The 19,382-nt window shown below is 71.2% G+C and carries 19 protein-coding genes; 11 read left to right on the top strand and 8 right to left on the bottom strand.

Features of this window, described 5'->3' with window-relative positions; genetic code table 11:
- Positions 1-113: 113 nt before the first annotated feature.
- Both ABZV42_RS18995 and hisN read right to left on the bottom strand, forming a co-directional pair.
- Positions 114-506 (bottom strand): CBS domain-containing protein, encoded by a 393-nt coding sequence (locus ABZV42_RS18995; protein ID WP_355985317.1) that lies wholly within the window; start codon positions 504-506, stop codon positions 114-116.
- A 353-nt stretch (positions 507-859) separates the two neighbouring features.
- On the bottom strand, positions 860-1,660 hold the full coding sequence (gene hisN / locus ABZV42_RS18990; protein ID WP_355985319.1) for a histidinol-phosphatase: 801 nt from the start codon (positions 1,658-1,660) through the stop codon (positions 860-862).
- 227 nt (positions 1,661-1,887) lie between these two features.
- Between hisN and ABZV42_RS18985 the strand changes: the two genes are divergently transcribed.
- Positions 1,888-2,493, top strand: a complete 606-nt coding sequence (locus tag ABZV42_RS18985) for a TetR/AcrR family transcriptional regulator (protein ID WP_356052789.1) — start codon at positions 1,888-1,890, stop codon at positions 2,491-2,493.
- Between the two features lie 39 nt (positions 2,494-2,532).
- On the opposite strand, the gene ABZV42_RS18980 is transcribed toward ABZV42_RS18985, so the two are convergent.
- From ABZV42_RS18980 to ABZV42_RS18965, 4 genes are all read right to left on the bottom strand, one after another.
- Positions 2,533-2,856: a multidrug efflux SMR transporter gene (locus tag ABZV42_RS18980; protein WP_355985323.1), complete on the bottom strand. Its 324-nt coding sequence runs from the start codon at positions 2,854-2,856 to the stop codon at positions 2,533-2,535.
- 123 nt (positions 2,857-2,979) lie between these two features.
- A complete protein-coding gene (rsgA, locus tag ABZV42_RS18975) occupies positions 2,980-3,993 on the bottom strand; it encodes a ribosome small subunit-dependent GTPase A (RefSeq protein WP_355985325.1) in 1,014 nt (337 codons plus the stop codon).
- Between the two features lie 16 nt (positions 3,994-4,009).
- Complete coding sequence (gene aroA / locus ABZV42_RS18970; RefSeq protein WP_356052787.1) at positions 4,010-5,350, bottom strand: 3-phosphoshikimate 1-carboxyvinyltransferase; 1,341 nt, start codon at positions 5,348-5,350, stop codon at positions 4,010-4,012.
- Positions 5,351-5,551: 201 nt separating this feature from the next.
- A complete protein-coding gene (locus tag ABZV42_RS18965) occupies positions 5,552-6,283 on the bottom strand; it encodes a M50 family metallopeptidase (RefSeq protein WP_355985329.1) in 732 nt (243 codons plus the stop codon).
- A gap of 50 nt (positions 6,284-6,333) precedes the next feature.
- Between ABZV42_RS18965 and ABZV42_RS18960 the strand changes: the two genes are divergently transcribed.
- From ABZV42_RS18960 to ABZV42_RS18915, 10 genes are all read left to right on the top strand, one after another.
- Complete coding sequence (locus tag ABZV42_RS18960; RefSeq protein ID WP_355985330.1) at positions 6,334-7,149, top strand: SOS response-associated peptidase; 816 nt, start codon at positions 6,334-6,336, stop codon at positions 7,147-7,149.
- A 1-nt stretch (position 7,150) separates the two neighbouring features.
- A complete protein-coding gene (locus tag ABZV42_RS18955; RefSeq protein WP_355985332.1) occupies positions 7,151-7,804 on the top strand; it encodes an alpha/beta family hydrolase in 654 nt (217 codons plus the stop codon).
- 255 nt (positions 7,805-8,059) lie between these two features.
- Entirely contained in the window at positions 8,060-8,752 is a 693-nt protein-coding gene (sigR, locus tag ABZV42_RS18950) for an RNA polymerase sigma factor SigR (protein ID WP_339131371.1), read from the top strand.
- Complete coding sequence (rsrA, locus tag ABZV42_RS18945; RefSeq protein WP_328448430.1) at positions 8,749-9,051, top strand: mycothiol system anti-sigma-R factor; 303 nt, start codon at positions 8,749-8,751, stop codon at positions 9,049-9,051. The genes sigR and rsrA overlap by 4 nt, the downstream gene beginning before the upstream one ends.
- A gap of 216 nt (positions 9,052-9,267) precedes the next feature.
- Positions 9,268-10,626: an HD-GYP domain-containing protein gene (locus ABZV42_RS18940; RefSeq protein ID WP_355985334.1), complete on the top strand. Its 1,359-nt coding sequence runs from the start codon at positions 9,268-9,270 to the stop codon at positions 10,624-10,626.
- Positions 10,623-11,921 carry an HD domain-containing protein gene (locus tag ABZV42_RS18935; RefSeq protein ID WP_355985337.1) on the top strand — a complete coding sequence of 433 codons (1,299 nt, stop codon included), beginning with the start codon at positions 10,623-10,625 and terminating at the stop codon, positions 11,919-11,921. The genes ABZV42_RS18940 and ABZV42_RS18935 overlap by 4 nt, the downstream gene beginning before the upstream one ends.
- Before the next feature lie 153 nt (positions 11,922-12,074).
- The gene (locus ABZV42_RS18930) at positions 12,075-13,055 is read left to right on the top strand and encodes a hypothetical protein (RefSeq protein ID WP_356052785.1); all 981 of its coding nucleotides are present in this window, start codon (positions 12,075-12,077) and stop codon (positions 13,053-13,055) included.
- Between the two features lie 59 nt (positions 13,056-13,114).
- Positions 13,115-13,765 carry a peptide deformylase gene (def, locus tag ABZV42_RS18925; protein ID WP_356052783.1) on the top strand — a complete coding sequence of 217 codons (651 nt, stop codon included), beginning with the start codon at positions 13,115-13,117 and terminating at the stop codon, positions 13,763-13,765.
- Between the two features lie 343 nt (positions 13,766-14,108).
- The gene (gene cyc1, locus ABZV42_RS18920; RefSeq protein ID WP_356052781.1) at positions 14,109-15,188 is read left to right on the top strand and encodes an epi-isozizaene synthase; all 1,080 of its coding nucleotides are present in this window, start codon (positions 14,109-14,111) and stop codon (positions 15,186-15,188) included.
- Entirely contained in the window at positions 15,185-16,555 is a 1,371-nt protein-coding gene (locus ABZV42_RS18915) for a cytochrome P450 (RefSeq protein WP_356052779.1), read from the top strand. Before cyc1 ends, ABZV42_RS18915 begins: the two co-directional genes overlap by 4 nt.
- Positions 16,556-16,689: 134 nt before the next feature.
- Here ABZV42_RS18915 and ABZV42_RS18910 read toward each other — a convergent pair whose 3' ends face one another.
- A complete protein-coding gene (locus tag ABZV42_RS18910) occupies positions 16,690-17,148 on the bottom strand; it encodes a hypothetical protein (RefSeq protein ID WP_356052777.1) in 459 nt (152 codons plus the stop codon).
- Positions 17,149-17,251: 103 nt separating this feature from the next.
- A complete protein-coding gene (locus tag ABZV42_RS18905) occupies positions 17,252-19,342 on the bottom strand; it encodes a putative Ig domain-containing protein (protein ID WP_356052775.1) in 2,091 nt (696 codons plus the stop codon).
- Positions 19,343-19,382: the final 40 nt, after the last annotated feature.

The raw sequence follows: 19,382 nt of genomic DNA, 5'->3' as shown, positions 1-19,382 counted from the left end.
CGGGGTCAGGGAGCCGCGCCTCTCGGGGGCGGGCCGGGGGCGGGCGTGAACCCCCGGGATCGATCCGGGAGTTCACGCCCGCCGACGTGCTGGGGCCGGGGTGACCGGCCCGCTCAGGCCGGTACGTGCTGTCGGGCAGGTGCCCAGCAGCGGATGATGTCGCGGACCGAGACGATGCCCACCGGGCCGCCGCCGTCGAGCACGATCAGGTGCCGGAAGCCGCCGTGCGACATCGCGGCCGCGGCTTCCTCCAGGGTCCAGGTGGGTGCCGCGAAGACGACGTCGGTCGTGGTGTGGCTGCCTGCGGTCTCCGAGTCCGGGTTCTGGCCGTGGGCGAGGGAGTTGAGGATGTCGCGCTCGGTGAGAATGCCGAGGCCGGAGGAGTCCTCGTCGAGGACCACCGCCGCGCCGACGTGGCGCGCGGACATCAGGCGGGCCGCCTGCCGGAGGGTGTGTGCCGGGCCGATGGTGAGGACCACCGTGCTCATGGCGTCGCGGACGAGCATGGGCTGGAGCCACCTCCTCGGTGAGCCGTGTGCTCCCCGGCCCCTGATCGGAGCGCAAAGAGAAACGGTTCACAAGTTCACAAGTGGGGGAGCTCTCAGAGTCGCAGTTAAAGAGAGGGTCAACAAGGGGGCGCGTGCCGTGAGTTCGGGGGCGCCCGGGGTTGCTCACCAGTCCCGGGCCCGGCAGGACTGCTCAGCGGTCCCGGCGGTACTGCCGGTGCCGCCGGTGCCGAGCTCCACGACCGGGTTCCGGTTCGGGCCTCCACCACGGCATGGCGCCGGGCGGCAGCCGGGTGGGCCACAGTCACGCCGCAGCCGCAGCCGCAGCCGCAGCCGCAGCCGCAATCCGCACCTCAGTAGCGCTGGTTCAAATAACCCAGCATCTCGTCATGGAGAAGACCGTTGGACGCGGCCGCGTTGCCACTGTGCGGGCCGGGGCGGCCCTCGAGGCCGGTGAACGTGCCGCCCGCCTCGGTCACGATGATCGCGTTCGCGGCCATGTCCCAGAGCGACAGCTCGGGTTCGGCGCAGATGTCGACCGAGCCCTCGGCGACCATCATGTACGGCCAGAAGTCGCCGTAGCCACGGGTGCGCCAGACCGCCTTCGTGAGGTCGAGGAAACCGTCGAGGCGGCCCTGGTCCTCCCAGCCGGACAGCGAGGAGTACGCGAAGGACGCGTCGGTCATCCGGGAGACGCTGGACACCCGCAGCCGGGTCGCGGAGGACAGGCTGCGGCCGGTGAAGGCGCCGTGTCCCTTCGCCGCCCACCAACGACGGCCCAGCGCCGGCGCGGAGACGACACCGACGACCGGCTGGTAGCCGCCCTCGCCCGCCTCCATCAGGGAGATCAGCGTGGCCCACACGGGCACGCCCCGGACGTAGTTCTTGGTGCCGTCGATCGGGTCGACGACCCAGCGGCGCGGGCCTGTGCCCTCGATGCCGTACTCCTCGCCGAGGACCGCGTCCCGCGGCCTGGCCCGCTGGAGATGCCCGCGGATGAGTTCCTCGGCGGCCTTGTCCGCCTCACTCACCGGTGTCATGTCCGGCTTCGTCTCGACCTTCAGGTCGAGCGCCTTGAAGCGGTCCATCGTCGCGGCGTCGGCGGCGTCCGCCAGGACATGGGCGAGGCGCAGGTCATCGCGGTAGTCGGGCATGGGTGAACCGTATCTGCCCGCGTCGGGACGGGGCTACAACAGGGCGAGGGAGATCGCCGGACCGGACCGCGCCGGGTACGCCCGCCGGGACCGGCCCCGGGGCTCATGCCCGCTCAGGGCGCGCACAGCCGTGAGTTCGCGCCCCCTCGGAGCCGCCGCGAACCCTTGACAGTGCTCCCGCACGCGTCAAATCTGGCTCCAGAGCCGCTCGCCCCAGGGAGGCTAAGATGCCCGCAGCGCGCGAATCGCTCTTGGACGCCGCCTATACGGCACTCGCGCGCAGGCCGTGGTCCGCGGTGCGGATGGTCGATGTGGCCGCGGTGGCCGGGGTGTCACGCCAGACGCTCTACAACGAGTTCGGCAGCAAGGAAGGGCTCGCGCGTGCTCTCGTACGGCGGGAGGCCGACGCCTATCTCGCGGGCATCGACCGGGCACTGGCCGCTCACACGGACGCCCGGGAGCGGCTGGCCGCGACCGCCGAGTGGACCACCTCGACGGCTCGCAGCAACGCGCTGGTGCGGGCGATGCTGACCGGATCCTGGAGCGAGCGGCTGCCCTCGCTCGCGCTGTCCGCCGTGCCTTCGTCGTCCGCGGTGCCGGCGCAACGGCGGGCCGACGGACCGCTGCCCTCGCCCGCCGACTTCGTGGCGCTGGTCCGCGACCGCGCGGTCGCCGCGCTCGCCGTGTCCCGGCCGGACACCCCCGAAGTCGCCCGGGTCTGCGAACTGGTGGCCCGGCTCGCGATGTCGTGCGTGGTCGCTCCGCCCGCCCGGGGCGGTGTCACGGAGCTGGTCAGGACCGCGCTGGCACCGGCCCACCGGCTCGGGGCGTGAGACGCGGAAGGCGCGTCAGGGCTCAGTGGGTTCGGGGGCTCAGTGGGCCGACCCCGACAGCTGGAGTCCGATGACGCCGAGGATGACCAGGCTGATCGAGACGATCTTGAGGATCGAGACCAGGTCGTCCAGGAAGATCATCCCGTAGATGGCGGTGCCGGCCGCGCCGATGCCGGTCCACACCGCGTAGGCGGGACCGACGTCGAGCTTCTTCAGGGACAGGGTCAGCAGACCGAAGCTGCCGAGGGCGAAGACGCAGAAGGCGACGGTTGGCCAGAATCTGCTGAAGCCGTGCGAGAGCTTCAGACAGACGGCGAAGCCGGTTTCGAGCAGTCCCGCCACAACGACCAGCAGCCACGCCATGTCTTGTCCTCCCACATCGCACGTCGACTGCTTCGGCCGGCCCGGATCCGGCTCGGTGCGATTATGCATTCACCGGCCCGCAGAAGCCCTTACCGACGGCGGGCGCACGCAAACACGGAGACGTCAGTCGCCCTCGCGGCGCTCGCGCGTGGCGAGCAGACGGCGCAGCGAGTACAGCCGCTGGGGGTCCGCGTGGCCGTCGGCCACCCATCCGTCGAGCGCACAGTCCGGTTCGTCGTGACTGCACGCCCGGGGGCAGCCCTCGGTGCCGGGTTCGAGATCGGGGAAGGCGTGGATGACCCGGGACGGATCGACGTGGTTGAGGCCGAAGGAACGTACACCCGGCGTGTCGATCACCCAGCCTCCGGCGCTGCCCGCCAGGGGCAGCGCCAGCGCAGAGGTGGTCGTGTGCCGGCCGCGGCCCGTGACCGCGTTGACATGGCCGGTCGTCCGCCGCCGCTCGGGCGGTACCAGCGCGTTCACCAGGGTCGTCTTGCCGACGCCCGAATGGCCGACGAACGCCGTGACCCTGCCGTTCAGTTGTTCGCGCACCCGGTCGGCGGCGGCCTCGCTGCGCAGCTCCTCACGGCTGGTCACCACGTACGGGATGTCCAGCGCGCCGTACAGCTCCAGGAACTTGTCCGGCGGCGCCAGGTCCGACTTCGTCAGTACGAGGAGCGGGGTCAGACCGCCGTCGAAGGCCGCGACCAGACAGCGGTCGATCAGCCGGGGGCGGGGCTCGGGGTCCGCGAGGGCCGTGACGATGGCGAGCTGGTCGGCGTTGGCGACGACCACGCGCTCGTACGGGTCGTCGTCGTCGGCCGTGCGGCGCAGCACCGAGTCGCGCGGCTCGATGCGGACGATGCGGGCGAGGGTGTCCTTCTCGCCGGACAGGTCGCCGACGATGGCCACCCGGTCTCCGACGACAGCGGCCTTGCGGCCCAGTTCGCGGGCCTTCATCGCCATCACGACGCGGTCCTCGACGAGGCAGGTCAGCCGGCCGCGGTCGACCGTGAGGATCATGCCCTCGACGGCTTCCTCGTGCTTGGGGCGGATGTTCGTACGCGGACGGTTGCCCTTGCGGTTCGGCCGCTGGCGGATGTCGTCCTCGTCGGTGTTCTTGTTGTAACGGCGCATGATCCAGGTCCGCCCGTCAGTTCCCGAGCATTCCGGTCCACAGATCGGGGAAATCGGGCAGGGTTTTCGCCGTCGTCGCCACGTTCTCGATCTCGACGCCCTCCACCGCCAGCCCGATGATCGCCCCGGCCGTCGCCATGCGGTGGTCGTCGTACGTGTGGAAGATGCCGCCGTGCAGCCGGCGGGGCCGGATGTGCAGGCCGTCGGCGGTCTCGGTGACGTCGCCGCCGAGTTCGTTGATCTCCTTGGTGAGCGCGGCCAGCCGGTCCGTCTCGTGCAGCCGCAGATGGGCCACGCCCCGCAGGGTGGAGGGGGAGTCCGCGAGCGCCGCGACCGCCGCGATGCCCGGGGTCAGCTCACCGACCTCGCCCAGGTCCACATCGATACCGTGAATGGCACCCGAACCGGTGAACTGAAGTCCGCTCTCGGTCAGTTCGCAGGAGCCACCCATCTCGGTGAAGATCTCCCGGAGCCGGTCACCGGGCTGGGTGGTGCGGGCCGGCCAGTCAGGGATCACGACCGTGCCGCCGGTCACGAGCGCCGCCGCCAGGAACGGCTGGGCGTTCGACAGGTCGGGCTCGATGATCAGGTCGCGGCCGAGCAGCGCGCCGGGCGTCACCCGCCAGACGTTCGGCTCGCCGCCCGACTCCGGGGTGTCCACCTGGGCGCCCACCGCGCGCAGCATGTCCACGGTCATCCGGATGTGCGGCATGGACGGGAGCGTGGAGCCGGTGTGCCGGACCTCGACGCCCTGGTTGAAGCGGGGGGCGGAGAGCAGCAGGGCGGACACGAACTGGGAGGACGACGAGGCGTCGATCTCCACCGGGCCGCCGTCCAGCGCGCCGCCGCCGTGCACCGTCAGCGGCAGCGCGCCGCGGGAGTCGTCGTCGATCCGGGCGCCGAGCAGGCGCAGCGCGTCGATCACGCCGTGCAGCGGACGTTCGTACGAGCGCAGGTCGCCGTCGAAACGGATGGGGCCGTCCGCGAGCGCGGCGACGGGCGGCAGGAAGCGCATGACGGTGCCGGCGTTGCCGACGTCGACCGTGGCCGGGCCGCGCAGGCCCGAGGGGATGACCCGCCAGGCCTCGCCGGAGGCGTCCGGGCCCGCCGCGACCGTCGAGCTGGAGGCGACCGTCTCCTCGATGCCCACGCCCATCGCGCGCAGCGCGCCGGCCATCAGCAGGGTGTCGCGGGAACGCAGCGGGCGGCGCAGCCAGCCCGGCTCCGAGGCCAGCGCGGCAAGGACGAGGGCGCGGTTGGTGACCGACTTGGACCCCGGCACGTGAACCGTCGCGTCGACGGCTCCGCTTGCGTGCGGGGCTGGCCAGAGGGCGGTGTGGGCGGGGTTCACGGTCATGCGCCCCACTTTAGTGGCAGGGCACCGGGCGACCGCGGCTCCGTCACCGCCGGTGCCGCCCGCGCGGGTGAGCCTGACCGGTGCGTTCCGCGGACCCCGCATGCCCGGCCGCGGCCCGGCTCAGGGCTCTGCGGGCGGCGGCTCGGGGATGGTCCAAGCAACCCAGGTCCAAGCAACCCCGGCCCGGGCGGCAGCCCCCGCTCACAGCCCCAGCAGCCACCGTCCGCCGCCCATCAGCGAGCACAGCGACACGGCGTGGAAGAGGAACAGCCACAGGCCGGCCGGTACGTGCGTCAGCCGCGACAGCTGGTCCGCGTCGGAGTCGCCCGCGTTGCCCCGGGTCCGCTTCGCCTGGAGTTCGAAGGCCGGGCGGACGCCGCCGAGGAGCAGGAACCACACCACGGCGTAGGCGAACGCGGCCTGCACCTGGGGTCCGGCGAGCCAGGACACCAGCAGGAAGGTGCCGCCGGTGAGGATCACGGTCAGCGCGCCGTACGCGTTGCGGATCATCACCAGCATGGCTATGAGCAGGGCCGTGGCGACCCACAGCAGCAGGGTGATGTGGCCCGCGCCGAGCAGTGCGGCGCCGCCGAGGCCGAGCAGCGGGGGCGCGGTGTAGCCCGCCGCCGCCGTGAGGATCATGCCGAGGCCGGTCGGCTTGCCGCGGCTGACCGTGAGGCCGCTGGTGTCGGAGTGCAGCCGGATGCCGCTGAGGCTGCGCCCGGTGAGCAGGGCGACCAGACCGTGGCCGCCCTCGTGGGCGATGGTGATGGCGTTGCGGGAGAGGCGCCAGACCCCTTGCGGGACGATCGCCGCGAGGGCCGCGACCATGGTGGCGATCACCACCCACAGATCGGGGTCCGGCTGCGTGCCGAAGACCTCGTCCCACAGGGAGCTGAGCGAGGCCAGCGAGGTGGATGCGGTGCTGTCCATTGTCGGCGGTGGCTCCCTTTCGTGGCGCGGAATCTGGCAGTGTTGCACGTATGTGCGGACGGTATGCAGCCAGTCGTGGACCCGAGGATCTCGCAGCAACCTTTGAGGTCGAGAAGTGGGACGCGGAGGAGACTCTGGCTCCCGACTACAACGTGGCCCCGACCAAGGAGGTCTACGTCGTCCTCGACCGTCCTGTGAAGGACGCGGACAGCCCGAGGCCGGTTCGCCAGCTGCGCAAGCTCAAGTGGGGGCTGGTCCCGTCCTGGGCCAAGACGCCCGAGGGCGCCGCCCGGATGATCAACGCGCGCGCCGAGACGGTGCACGAGAAGCCCTCGTACCGCCGCGCCTTCACCACCCGGCGCTGTGTCGTCCCCGCCGACGGCTACTACGAGTGGGTCACCTCCGGCGCCGAACGCGAGCTGGAGGTCGAGGGCAGGAAGAAGCGGCCGCGCAAGCAGCCGTACTTCGTGACGCCGGCGGACGGCTCGGTCTTCGCGATGGCGGGGCTGTACGAGTTCTGGCGGGACCGGACACTGCCGGAGGAGCATCCGCTGGCCTGGTGGGTGACCTGCTCGGTCATCACCACCGAGGCGGAGACGGCACCCCTCGCGGTGGCCCCGGCCGAGGGCCCGCGCGCGCTGGCCGACATCCACCCCCGGATGCCCCTGATGCTCACCCCCGACCGCTGGGACGGCTGGCTCGACCCGTCCCGTACGGACCCGGCCGAACTGCGCGACCTGCTCGCGCCGCCGCCCACCGGGCTGATGCGCGCGTACCCCGTCTCCGTCGCGGTCAGCAACGTCCGCAACAACGGGGCGGAGCTGCTGAAGGAGTTGGAGGGGCCCGAGGAGGGCACACTCTTCTGACGTGAGGGAGATCAGCGACGCGAGCGAGACCATCGAGACGGACGCCGGGACCGCCCGGGTTACCTGGCACCGGGCGGAGCAGGCGCGGCTCGTCCTCGCCGTGAGCCATGGCGCGGGCGGCGGCATCGAGGCCCGGGACCTGCGGGCGCTGGCCGGGACGCTTCCCGCCCACGGGGTGAGTGTGGCCCTCGTCGAACAGCCCTGGCGGGTGGCCGGGAAGAAGGTGGCACCCGCGCCGAAGACGCTGGACGTGGGATGGCGGGGCGTGTGGCCCGTGCTGGCGGAGCCGGGGCTGCCCGTGGTCTCCGGCGGGCGCAGCGCCGGAGCCCGGGTCGCGTGCAGGACCGCGGTGGAGCTGGGCGCCGCCGGAGTCCTCGCGCTGAGCTTTCCGCTGCACCCCCCGGGCAGGCCGGAGAAGTCCCGAAAGGAGGAACTGTTCGCGGCGGCCCTCGGCGGTGTGCCGCTACTGATCGTCCAGGGCGGCCATGACCCGTTCGGGCGCCCGGAGGAATTCCCCGAGGGATACGAGCCGCACGTCGTCGTGCCGTACGGGGACCACGGTTTCGCCGTCCCGAAGCGGGCTCCGCTCGGCCAGGACGAGGCGCTGAAGATCATCACGGACGGTGTCGTGCGGTGGGCCGCGTCACTCGGGTGACAGCCGGGAATGCCGAGTGGCGGACTTCTGTTGTCGCGATCAGACAGCACGCAGCGTGCTGCACCGTTCGTACGAGAGGAAGTCCGCCGCATGGGTTCGACCTTCTGCCCGAGCCGCAGCAGCCGCGCTGACCTGGACTGGACGGTGCTGCACGCGGGCAAGAACGCCCCGATTCGGGCGGCGGGCGGACATGATGTTCGTCTATCCTCCGATTCCAGTGGGACCGGTCTCGGTCTCGCTACGTCGCTGGAGGAGGTGGGTCCGGTCACTGGGACCGACGCAGGGACCGAAAACGGCCAGGCGGAGCAGCCCGAGGGCCAGGGCACGAGCGACGCGTCGGCGGAGACCTCCGCCGAGCGCACCGCGCGCTTCGAGCGGGACGCGCTCGAATTCCTCGACCAGATGTACTCGGCCGCCCTGCGCATGACGCGCAACCCGGCCGACGCCGAGGACCTGGTGCAGGAGACGTACGCCAAGGCGTACGCGTCCTTCCATCAGTTCCGCGAGGGCACGAATCTCAAGGCGTGGCTGTATCGCATTCTCACCAACACCTTCATCAACTCGTACCGCAAGAAGCAGCGCGAACCCCAGCGCAGCGCGGCCGAGGAGATCGAGGACTGGCAGCTGGCGCGTGCCGAGTCGCACATGTCGACAGGCCTTCGTTCCGCCGAGTCGCAGGCGCTGGACCACCTGCCCGACTCGGACGTCAAGGAAGCGCTTCAGGCGATCCCCGAGGAATTCCGCATCGCCGTGTATCTCGCGGACGTAGAGGGCTTTGCGTACAAGGAGATCGCGGACATCATGGGGACACCCATCGGTACGGTGATGTCCCGGCTGCACCGGGGCCGTCGCCAACTGCGCGGCATGCTGGAGGACTACGCCCGTGACCGCGGGCTGGTCCCCGCCGGCGCGGGCGAGTCGAACGAAGCGAAAGGCTCGGGCTCATGAGCTGCGGAGAGCCGCACGAGACGGATTGCAGTGAGGTACTCGATCATCTCTACGAGTTCCTCGATCATGAGATGCCGGACGCGGACTGCACCAAGTTCGAGGTCCATTTCGAAGAGTGCTCCCCGTGTCTTGAGAAGTACGGCCTCGAACAGGCCGTCAAGAAGCTGGTCAAGCGTTGCTGCGGCCACGACGACGTGCCCACCGACCTGCGGGCCAAGGTCATGGGCCGCATCGACCTGATCCGCTCCGGACAGGCCGTGCCGGAACACGACGTGACCGCGACGGCACAGGAGTCCTGACCGGCCCGGGAGTCCCGACCGGCGAGGGAGTACCGACTCGGGCCGGCCCTGCGCCGCGCGGACCGGGCTGCGGCCTCCGAGCCCCTCGTTTATCACCCGAACGTGCTAATCCGCGGGCCCTGAGCCCGCGGATTCGCACATACCCGCCCCTGTCCCCGTCCTCCCGCCCTAGGCTCCGAGCCTGAAATCGGGGGAGGTACGGGGGAGGTATCGGGGATGGGTTCGGTTCCGGCGTGGGCCCGTGCGTACGTGGCCGGTGTCGTCCTCGTGGCTCTCGCCTGCCTCGCCCCCCTGCCGCACCTGCGCGTCCCCTGGGAGATCGTCACCCTCCTCGCCGTGCTGTACGCGGGCTGCGAGCACGTCACGCTGCCGCTCCGGCCCGGCGCCGCAGGCGCGCCCGGCGGCGACAATGCCCAGGGGATGGGCACCTTCCTCCCCGTCCTGCTGGCCGGCGCCTTTCTGCTGCCCCCGCCCGCCGCCGCCCTCGTCGTACTGCCCGGGGTCCTGCTCGCCCGGGTCGAACAGCGCCCGCGCGCCCCGCGCCGGATCTGGCGCGCGGCCCAGCTCGCCGTCACCGTCTGGGCGGCCTCCCGGGTGTACGGGACGCTCGGCGGCCGGGAAGCGCTCGTCACACCCGACTTCCCCTACGCGCTCGTGCCCGCCGGAGCCGCGGTGCTCACCTTCTGCGCCGCGCTCGCCGTCCTCGACGGCGGGATCCTCGCCCTGGCCGAGCGCGCCCCGGTGCGCGGCGCCTGGCACGGACTGTTCGCGCGCTCGCTGGCACCGGTCGCCGTGCACGGACTCGCCGGGCTGATGATGGCGGTCCTGTGGCGCAGCCCGTACGGGCCGGTCGCCGCGCTGCTCGTTCTCCTGCCGATGTACGTGTCCTGCTGGGTCTTCGCCCAGTACCACCGCGAGCGGGCCGCCCACCAGGCCACCATCCGCGCCCTCGTCCAGGCCGTCGACATCAAGGACGGCTACACCCGCGGGCACAGCGAGCGGGTCGGCCGGGCGTCCGTGATGATCGCCCGTGAGCTGGGCATGCACGACGAGCGCGTCGAGGTGCTCCGGTTCGCCGGAATCCTGCACGACGTCGGCAAGCTCGGGGTCCCCACCCGGCTGCTGCGCAAGGACGGACCGCTCACCCCCGAGGAACGGCGGGTCATCGAACTGCATCCCGAGTACGGGCACGAGATGGTCCGCGGGATCGGGTTCCTCGGCGAGGCCCGCTCCGCGATCCTGCACCACCACGAGCGGCTGGACGGGAGCGGATATCCCTACGGACTGGCCGGGACCCAGATCCCGGAGTTCGCCCGTGTGGTGGCCGTCGCCGACTCGTTCGACGCCATGACCTCGACCCGGTCCTACCGCAGGGCCCGCCCGGTGCCGGCGGCCCTGGACGAACTGGGGCGGTGCGCGGGGACGCAGTTCGACCCCCGGATGGTGGCGGCGCTGGTGCGCGCCCTCGACCGGCACGGCTGGCACCCCGCGGTGACCGCGGACCTCCCCCCGGCCGCCGTACCGGGCATGCCGCCGGCCCATCCGTCCGACACCGTCGGACGGAGCGCGCCATGAGCACCGCCGCCTCCCGGCACGGGACCCATGCCCGTCCCGCCCGCCCCGCTTCGGCCGTGAGGACCCCGGCCCTGCTCGCCGCGGTGCGCGCCCTCGCCCTGCTCCTCGCGGTACTCGCCCTGGGCGCCACCCTCTGGGACGGAGTCGCGGAACGCGGGACCGCGCTGGCCTTCGGCCTGCTCATAGCCGTCGGCGAGCTCGCCCGCTGGAGCGGGGCGCAGGAACGGGAGTCCGCACCCCTCGGGGCCGCCGGGGCCCTCGCGTACGCGCTGCTCGGCGAGAACGCCGGCCACCGCACCGACCACGGCGTCCTCCAGGTCGTCGCCGTCGTCGTGGCGGCGGCGCTCGTCGGCTGCGTACCGCACGTCGCGCGGGGAAACGCGCCGACGCTCGACCATCTCGCCCGCCGCGTCCTGACCGTCGCCTTCGCCGCCGTCTGCTTCCAACCCCTCTACGACCAGGGCAGGTTGCTGCAATGGGGTGGTCAGGCCCAGGCCCTGCTGCTGGTCGCGCTGCTGGTCCTGACCACGCTGTGGGACGCCGTGCTCGCGGCGGCCACGGCCCACGCGCGGACCCGGTGGCCGTTCGGCCCGCTGCTGCGCGACGAGCTGCGGGCCACCCTCGGGATCGGTTCGGCCGTGTGCGCGACCGGGGCCGTGATGGCCCTCGCGGTCGCGGTGGTCGGACTGTGGGCGCTGCCCGTCTTCTCGCTGCCGCTGCTGCTCACCCAGCTGTCCTTCAGGCGCTACGCGGCCGTGCGGGTCACCTACCGGCAGACGATCGCCTCCCTGGCTCGCGCGACCGAGATCGCGGGGTACACGCCGGCCGGGCACGCCCGGCGGGTGGCCGCGCTCAGCCGGGCCGTGGGCCGCGAGCTGGGCCTGTCCGAGCCGGACCTCACGGTCCTGGAGTACGCGGCGCTGATGCACGACATCGGGCAGCTCAGCCTGGTCGACCCCGTGCCGGCGGGTGCCACCGCCGTGCTCCCGGCGGCCGAGCAGCGGCGGATCGCGCTGCTCGGCGGCGCCGTCGTCCGGCAGACCGGGGTGGAGGCCGAGGTCGCCGTCGTGGTGGAGCGGCAGGCGGACCCGTACCGGGACCAGCCAGTCAGCGCGCGCATCGTACGGACCGTGAACGCATACGAGGAGATGGCCAGGGAAGCAGGGCCCACGGGGCCGCTGACGGCGCTGGAGAAGCTGCGGCTGGCCACCGCCCGCGACCACCAGCCGGAGGTCGTGGAGTCACTGGCGCGGGTCCTGTCCCGAGCCGGTCTGACCTTGCCCTGGGCTGGGTAACCCATGGGTAATGAGCGGCCGTCCGAAGGTACGTGGTTGGATGCGAGGGAGAGGGTGTCAGGGGGCGCGGGCCGGCCCGGGGCTGCACTGCCTCCCTGGGACTCTTCGAAGGACCGGCAGGCGGGATACGCAAGAAACTGGCAGGCGGGAATCGTGAGGATCTTCGGCAAGGGACGGCACCGGCCCTCCGCCTCATGGCGGCAGGCCACCGACCGTGCGTTCACGCTGATCGGCGACGGCCGGTACGAGGACGCGGGAGCGCTGCTGACGCGCGCCGCGGACCTGGAGCCCTGGCTGTCCGAGTCCTGGTTCAACCTGGCTCTGCTGCACAAGTTCCGGCACGACTGGGAGCAGGCGCGGGCAGCGGGTCTGCGGGCCGTCGCCCTGCTCGACCGGGAGACCGGCGCACCTGACTGGTGGAACGTGGGCATCGCGGCCACCGCCCTCCAGGACTGGCCGCTGGCCCGGCGTTCCTGGCAGGCCTACGGGCTGCGGGTGCCCGGCGGCGCCGCCGTGTCCGGTGAGCCGACGGGCATGGACCTCGGCAGCGCGGCCGTCCGGCTGTCGCCCGAGGGCGAGGCCGAGGTGGTGTGGGGGCGCCGGCTGGACCCCGCCCGCGTCGAGGTCCTGTCGATCCCGCTGCCTTCCTCCGGACGCCGCTGGGGCGAGGTCGTGCTGCACGACGGGGTTCCGCACGGCGAGCGGACCACGGCCGCCGGGCACGCCTACCCGGTCTTCGACGAGATCGAGCTGTGGGCGCCCTCGCCGGTGCCCACCTGGGTCGTCCTGCTCGAAGCGGCCGCCGAGGAGGACCGGGACGCGCTGGAGCGGCTCGCCGCCGACGCCGGTTTCGCCGCCGAGGACTGGTCGTCGTCCGTGCGGCTGCTGTGCCGGATGTGCTCCGAGTCCCGGATGCCCTCCGACGAGGGCGACGAGGAACACCTCGACCCGCACGACCACAGTGAGCCGGGGCACCCGGGTCCGCTCGGCCATCGCACCGACGGGCAGCTCTGGGTGCCCGAGCGGGAGTGCGGGCTCGCGGCGCCTGCCTCGCTGGTGCGCGGCCTGCTCGACGGCTGGGTCGCCGACAGTCCGGACTCCCGTGACTGGCGGGATCTGGAAGAGGTCTGCTGAGCGCACCTTTAGGCTGTAGTCGCAGAAAAATACAAGGTCTGAGGAAGGCGTACGTCGTCATGGCGCAGCAGGACACCGATCAGCAGCACGTGGGCGTGCTCCCCGTGGACGAGGACGGCTTCGTCATCGACACCGAGAACGCCGAGGAGCGTGAGACGGCCCTTCGCGAGCGGGGCACCTCGCGGCCGATCACGGTGGTCGGGAACCCGGTGCTGCACAAGGAGTGCAAGGACGTCACCGAGTTCGGGGACGAGCTGGACCGGTTGGTCGCCGACATGTTCGCGAGCCAGCGCGCCGCCGAGGGCGTGGGTCTGGCGGCCAATCAGATCGGTGTCGACCTGAAGGTCTTCGTCTACGACTGCCAGGACGACCAGGGCGACCGGCACGTCGGCGTGGTCTGCAACCCGAAGCTGGTCGACCTGCCCGCCGACCGGCGTCAGCTGGACGAGAGCAACGAGGGCTGCCTGTCGGTGCCGACCGCCTACGCGCCGCTCGCCCGCCCCGACTACGCCGAGGTCACCGGGCAGGACGAGAAGGGCAACCCGATCCGGGTGCGCGGTACGGGCTACTTCGCGCGCTGCCTCCAGCACGAGACGGACCACCTGTACGGCTACCTGTACATCGACCGGCTCTCCAAGCGCGACCGCAAGGACGCGCTGCGGCAGATGGCCGAGAACGAGCCGCGCTACGCGATCGTGGCGAACGACTGAGCCGTCGCCCCGGCGGGCGCCCCGCGCCGCTGTGACATAAATTGACCGGCGTGACGCGCGGTCTCTCGTGGGCCCACTCGAACGGTGCCTGGACAGGTGATCCTCCTGACCAGGCACCGTTCGCATGTACGTCGCATGTTCGGTCCCTTGTGCTCCTTCAGTGATCCAGATTCAGTCACACAAGGGGAGATTCTCGGCATGGTCCTGTAGTCAGTGGGCCAAATCCGTTCCCAGAACGGTCAGTTGTGGTGCTGAATGGGAAGTGCGGGGATACGCAACGGCGCGCGCCCGGCACAGGTGTGGAGGGGTGTGACGTCAACAGGCGGCTGAGAGGGGTTTGTTCGTGCATGCTTTCTCATACGGCTCTTCATCGACAGTGCTCGCGGTACCACCGGCGCTCTCTCTCCCGGTGATCGAGTCCGAGTTTCCCCGTCAACTGCACCCGTATTGGCCGAAGCTCCAGGAGAACACCAGGACCTGGCTCCTCGAAAAACGGCTGATGCCCGCGGGCAAGGTCGAGGAGTATGCCGATGGCTTGTGCTACACGGACCTCATGGCGGGCTACTACATAGGCGCTCCCGACGAGGTGCTCCAGGCGATAGCGGACTACAGCGCGTGGTTCTTCGTCTGGGACGACCGGCACGACCGTGACGTCGTCCACGGCCGGGCGAACGCCTGGCGGAAGCTCAGGCTCCGGCTCCATGCGGCCCTCGATGCCCCCAGGGACCATCTGCACCACCAGGATCCCCTGGTCGCGGGGTTCGCGGACAGCATGGTGCGGCTGTACTCGTTCCTCGGCGACAACTGGAACGAACGGTTCGCACTCCACTTCCACGCGGTCATCGACGCATACGACCGGGAGTTCCGGAACCGGACCTCCGGAACCGTTCCCACGGTCGCGGAATACCTTGAACTCCGTCGGCTCACATTCGCGCACCGGATCTGGACCGACCTTCTGGAGCCGAGCGCCGGCCAGGAACTCCCCGCCGAAGTGCGGCTGCATCCCGCATTCCAGCGGGCGGCATTACTCAGTCAGGAATTCGCCGCCTGGTACAACGACCTCTGCTCACTCCCCAAAGAAATAGCGGGCGACGAGCTCCACAATCTCGGAATCAGTCTCATTCACCATCAGGGGCTGACACTCGAAGAAGCCGTCACCGAATTGAGGCGGCGGGTCGAGGACTGCGTGGAACAATTCCTAGTCGCCGAGAAGGACGTTTCCCGGCTCGCCGGATCACTCGCGGACGGCACGGTCCGGGGAAAAGAGACGAGCGTCGCCGTCATGGCGTGTCTCGGAAACATGCGGAACTGGTTCAGCTCCGTGTACTGGTTCCACCACGAGTCGGGCCGGTACATGGTCGACAGCTGGGACGACCGCTCCACACCCCCGTACGTCAACAATGAAGCGGCAGGTGGGAAATGACCGTCGATTCGGTACGACCCGAGGTGCCCGAGGTACGGGAGCCGGCCGTCCCGCCCCTCGCCGGAGGCGGGGTGCCCGTGCTCGGGCACGGCTGGAAACTGGTCCGCGATCCGCTGGGGTTCCTGGCCGGACTGCGCGACCACGGCGACGTCGTCAGGCTCAGGATGGGCCCCAAGACGGTGTACGCCGTCACCACCCCCGCGCTCACGGGCGCACTGGCGCTCAGTCCCGACTACGAGATCGGCGGCCCCCTGTGGGAGTCGCTCGAAGGGCTGCTGGGCCGGCAGGGTGTCGCCACGGCCAACGGATCGCAGCACCGGCGCCAGCGCCGGACGATTCAGCCCGCGTTCCGGGCCGACATCATCCCCGAGTACGGCCCGATCATGGAGGAGGAGGCGCGGGCGTTCGCGGAGCGCTGGGATGGCGGCGGCGCGGTCGAGTGCACCTCCGAGTCGTTCCGCGTCGCGGTCCGTGTCGCCGCCCGCTGTCTGCTGCGCGGCCGGTTCATGGACGAGCGCGCCGAGCGGCTCAGTCTCGCGCTCGCCACCGTGTTCCGCGGTATGTACCGCCGCATGGTCATACCCGCGGGGCCGCTCTACCGGCTCCCGCTTCCCTCTATACGCGCATTCGACCGCGCATTGGCCGATCTGCACGCGCTTGTCGACGAGATCATCGACGAGCGGCGGGCATCTGGTCAAAAGCCGGACGATTTGCTGACGGCATTGCTGGAAGCGAAGAACGACGACGGCGACCCCATAGACGAACAGGAGATCCACGACCAAGTCGTCGCCATACTGACCCCCGGCAGCGAAACCATCGCGTCCACGATCATGTGGTTGCTCCAAGTGCTGACGGAACATCCGGAACAGGCGGACAAAGTGGCCGCAGAGGTCCGATCCGTCACGGGGGACCAGCCCGTGGGATTCGGCGACGTCCGGAAGCTGTCGCACACGAACAATGTCGTCGTCGAGGCGATGCGTTTACGCCCCGCCGTATGGATATTGACGCGGCGCGCGGTGGCCGAAACCGAGCTGGGCGGCTATCGGATTCCGGCCGGTGCCGACATCGTCTACAGCCCGTACGCGATCCAGCGCGACCCCCGGTCGTACCAGGAGCACCTGGATTTCGATCCCGACCGCTGGCTTCCGGAACGCTCCGAGGGCATTCCGAAGTACGCGATGCGCCCCTTCAGCGTGGGCAACCGCAAGTGCCCGAGTGACCACTTCTCGATGGCACTGCTCTCCCTGATCACCGCGACCGTGGCGTCGCGGTGGCGCTTCGAGGCGGTGTCCGGGTCCAGCGACGCGACCCGCGTCGGCATCACCCTGCGTCCCCACGATCTGCGCCTGAAGGCCCGTCCCCGCTAGGCCGGCCGCCGAGCCTCCGGCCTCCGGCCTCTGAGCCGCCGCGCCTCCGGCCCCCGGCCGGCGGACGTCCGGCTCCGCACGTCCATCGGCGCACGTCCAGCCGCCCCGAGGGGTCCTGGACGTGCGCCGCGGTCCTACTCCTTCTGCACGACCACGGTGACCGTCCACGCCTGAAGGCCTTTGCAGGACACCCGGGCCGGATCGCTCGGGCACAGGGGGCGGGACGAGGTCAGCCGGACCGTTCCGGCCGAGACCGCCCGGTAGGCGGCGGAGGCGTCGCCCGGCTGGAGGACGATCCCGCTGTTGGTGGCCTCCAGTCCGCTTCCTTCGGTCTTCACCGGTTTCCAGGGCCGGATGCTGGTGCCGTCCAGGGAGACGCGGATCGTCCCGCCGGGTGCCACACAGTACGTATGGCCCGTGTCGGCGGCGCCGAGCTCGCCCTTGGCCGTCGCGCAGCCTGGGTGGGAGGGGCTCGGGGACGGCGACACGGTGCCGCCGGTGCCCGCGTCGCCTCCGCTCTGTGTGCCGCAGCCCGCGAGGAGCAGGGTCAGGGCGGCGAGGGCGATGGTCCGGATGTGAGTCGTTCGACGCATGGGGTGGCCTCCTTGGGGGTTGGACGTGCCACCGGCGGATCAGGATCCGTCCCCGCGCACGACAGGGCCCCGGCCGCCGAGGCGGCCGGGGCCCCGGCGTGGGTCAGCTGGTCGTCAGGGCGGTGTCGTCCACGACGAAGCTGGTCTGGAGCGAGGAGTCCTCGACGCCGCTGAACTTCAGCGTGACGGTCGAACCGGCGAAGGAGGACAGGTCGAAGGACTTCTGGGCGTACCCGGAGGCCTTGTTGAGGTTGGAGTAGGTCGCGAGCGTGGTGGAGCCCGCGGTGACGGTGAGCTTGTCGTAGGCCGTGCTGGTGCTCGTCTCGGCCGTGTCGATGTGCAGGTAGAAGGTGAACGTGGCCTTGCAGCCGGACGGGACGGTCACCGACTGGGACAGCGTGTCGGTGTGGGTCGAGCCGTATCCGTCGAGCCAGGCGTCGTACGAGCCGCCGTGCGTGGCCTCGCCGGTGTCATTGGTGATGACCCCGCTGGTCTCGCTCCACACGGTGGCGCCCGACTCGAAGCCCTGGTTGCCGAGCAGCTGCGCCGAGGTGCAGGTGCCGCCGCCCGAGGTGCTGACGGTCCAGGTGAACGAGGCGGAACCGGAGGCGCCCGTGCTGTCCTTCGCGGTGACGGTGACCGAGTAGGTGCCCGCGGCGCTCGCCGTACCGGAGATCAGACCGGTCGAGCTGCTGATCGACAGGCCGGTCGGCAGCCCGGTCGCGCTGTAGGTGAGGGTCGCGCCCGCGCTGTCGCTCGCCGAGATCTGAAGGCTCGCCGTGCCGCCGGTGGCCGTGGACTGGCTGCCCGGGTTGGTGACGGTCACCGTGTTGCCGGTGCTGGTGCCCGAGGTGAAGGCGGCGGTGCCGTTGGGGGTGCCCCAGCCGGTCGGGCCGTCGTAGCCGGTGCCCGCGGTGCAGAAGTAGGACGTGGAGCAGGAGCCGTTGTTGCCGCTGGTCACGTCGTACAGGTTCGAGGTGTGGGAGTAGGGGTACTTCGCCGGGTAGTCGCTGGAGCCCGGGGTGCCGGCCAGCGCGTACACGCCCGCGATGATGGGCGACGAGGCGCTCGTGCCGCCGTAGACCGCCCAGCCGGAGCCGCCGTAGGTGTCGTAGACCGCCACGCCGGTGGCGGGGTCGGCGACCGCGGAGACGTCGGCCTCCATGCGCTTGGTGCAGCCGGTGTCGGTCTGCCAGGTGGGCTTGGCGTCGTAGGCGGAGCAGCCGGAGCCGGTGCCCTCGGTGCTGCTGGTCTTCCAGACCGACTCGCTCCAGCCGCGGGTGCTGGAGGACGTGCTCAGCGCGGTACCGCCGACGGCGGTCACGTACTGGGAGGTCGCCGGGTACTCGGCGCCGTAGGCGGAGTCACCGGAGGAGACGGTGATGGCGACACCCGGGTGCTTGAAGTACGAGGTGTCCTCGCCGGTCTGGGAGGAGGACTCGGAGCCGCCCCAGCTGTTGGAGACGAACTTCGCGCCCAGCGCGACCGCTTCGTTCTCCGCGATGCCGAGATCGGAGTCGTTCGCGGAGGTCGCCTCGACGAGGATGATGTTGCAGTTGGGGCAGACGGCGCTGACCATGTCGATGTCGAGCGCCTCCTCACCCGCCCAGCCGGTGTCGTTCGTCGGCAGCGAGGTGGTCGAGCCGGTCTGGCTGACCTGCTTGAAGCAGCCGCTGGCCACGGTGCAGGCGGACAGGCCGAACTGCGAGCGGTAGGTGGCCAGGTCGGAGGCGGCGTTGGGGTCGTTGTAGGCGTCGACCACGGCGACCGTCAGGCCGGAGCCGCCCGTCGAGGGCAGGTTGTAGGCGCTGTGCAGGTTGGCCGGGCTGAGGCCGGACACCGCGGCGGCGGCGTCGGGGGAGACCTTCGCCGCGAGCTTCTGCGCGATGTCGGTGCGGCGCTGGGCGAAGCACGACATCCGGCCCGGCTTCGTCGCCTCGGCGCACAGGTGCTTGGTCGCGACCTTCTGGCCGGCCCTGCCGGTCGAGTGGACCGTCTGCCGGGCCGGGTCGGTCAGGGCCCGGGAGTTCTGGGTGGTCCGGGAGATGTGGGGGGCCGGCGCGGGCTGCGCGCTCGCGGGCGGGGCCGCGGTGAACCCGGCGAGGCCGAGCGCCAGGGCGGGGAGGGCGGTGGTGAGGAGTCTTCGCATGCTCCGGGCCGGTCTGCCGGCGGGTATCGGGCGCTGGGAACGCATGGGGGTGTCGCCTCCATCGGTTCGAGGCCGGTGCCGCTCG

The sequence above is a fragment of the Streptomyces sp. NPDC005281 genome (assembly GCF_040607495.1).
Classification (GTDB): Bacteria; Actinomycetota; Actinomycetes; order Streptomycetales; family Streptomycetaceae; genus Streptomyces.
The sequence above is the reverse complement of the archived record's forward strand: the minus strand, read 5'-3'. Positions and strand labels throughout refer to the sequence as shown.